This is a genomic window from Nocardia sp. NPDC060220, assembly GCF_042727815.1.
In the GTDB taxonomy this organism is placed as follows: Bacteria; Actinomycetota; Actinomycetes; order Mycobacteriales; family Mycobacteriaceae; genus Nocardia.
In genome coordinates this window covers 1-1,676 of the sequence record NZ_JBHWZY010001182.1, presented here as the reverse complement: position 1 = coordinate 1,676, position 1,676 = coordinate 1, and the positions used below count along the sequence as shown (strand labels likewise).

Annotated in this window: 2 protein-coding genes; both read right to left on the bottom strand. The window is 65.9% G+C overall.

The window, feature by feature from the left end:
• Nucleotides 1–386: 386 nt before the first annotated feature.
• Entirely contained in the window at nt 387–941 is a 555-nt protein-coding gene (locus tag ACFWF3_RS35055; protein ID WP_379318404.1) for an NADAR family protein, read from the bottom strand.
• Between the two features lie 163 nt (nt 942–1,104).
• Nucleotides 1,105–1,676 (bottom strand): PucR family transcriptional regulator (locus ACFWF3_RS35050; RefSeq protein WP_379318402.1); only part of this gene is annotated, 572 nt, incomplete at its 5' end.

The window sequence follows — 1,676 nt, the reverse complement described above, 5'->3', positions numbered from 1 at the left end:
TTTTTTTATTTTCACCCCCCCCGGTGCGGGGGCTCCCCCAACACCACCCCCCCCGGGGGCGGGGGCCCGGGCTTACACCCGGGTCACCCCCGCCACCGCGGACAGCGCGGCCACACCAAGGGCATATTTGCCCACAACAGACATCAGAGATTCTCCCCGTCGAAATACCGACTCCGTGCCTCGAAGCCGAACCAATCATGAACGGCGGCCGACTTCCCCGGAAATAGCTTTCCGGCATCGCCGCGACACCGTTCAGCGAACCTGTCATAGCGCCGAGACATTTCCGGCCACAACAGTTCTCGCTTGCCGAAACGCCCGATTCCTCCCGAACCGTTCGTCTGCCACAGACTAACAACGCCCACCGACAAGTAGCGATGGACCGCTATCTACCGGCGAACCAACTCGTCCCGCGCCCGCATCAACGCGAACCCGAGCAGATTGAGCCCCTTCCACCGCACGGGATCCAGCGCACCCGAATCATCGGCGGCCATCCCGATCCCCCAGATCCGGTCCACCGGGCTGGCTTCGACGAGCACCCGCGCACCGGTACCGACCAGATATTCCCGCAGCGCGTCATCCTGCCCGAACTTGGCCACGCTCCCCGCGACCACGATGTCGAATCGCGTTCGCTCCCAGATATCTTCGTCGAAGTCACAGATCTGCCTGCCGAGTTTCTTCGCCTGGCTCGGATGGCCGACCTCGAGGATCTTCGCCGCGGTAGCCGCGTCCTCGAACAGCATCGCCTTGCGCCACATCATGTAGTGCTCGGCACTGGCGAATTCCACACCGTCGACAACGAATGTCGCCGGCCACCACTGGCTCAGGCTGCTCGAGCCGATCGTCCCGTCGCGACGTGGGCTGTGCCCCCAGAACGCCAGGTACTTCGGCGACGCGCCCTGCTCGATCGCTCGACACAACTGCTCTACCGACTCGGCGGTCATCACCCCTCCTAGTTTTGGTCTATATAACCATAGAACGAAACCAGGTTCACTGTATTTCTCGATGCGCCGTCCGGTGTTCGCTTGGCGGAGTGCGGGATCGGCGTTCGAAAGCCCCGGCATCGCGACAACTTCAGGGTCGCGGCGCCGGGGACCGAGGCGGGGTTCAGGCCGAGCGGATGCCGTCCAGGTCGGAGTAGGGATGGGGGGCGGGGCGCCGGGGAATTCTGGCTTCGGTGACGGTGGAGTGGGGGGCGGGGCCGGTGTGGAAGCTGCGGGCGATCATCGAGGAACGCAGTTGCCACAGGCCCGAGGACTGGGCCGGGTCGAGGCCGGTGAGTTGAGCTACCCGGCGCAGGCGGTAGTCGACGGTGTTGGTGTGGATGTGCAGCAGCCGGGCGGTGCGCTGGCGGTTCATGTTGTTGGCAATGTGCACGCGCAGGGTTTCGTAGAGCTCGGGGTGGTTGTCGAGGGGGGCGAGGAGTTCACCGAGCCGGGCGCGACCAGGGCCGGGGCGGGTGAGCTGGTACTCCAGGGCCAGGTCGCCGAAGCGGTAGAGGCCGGGGGCGCTGTCGAGACGCTCCACCATGTCCAGGAGTTCGTGGGCGCGCTGGGCCGCATCGGGGATCTCCTCCGTCGCCGCGGGCACCAGAGCCGCGGTGATGTCGACATGCGCGGCCCGCGACAGCGCTTCGACCAGTGCGTCGAGTTGCTCGCCGACCAGCAGATCGGCGGGGA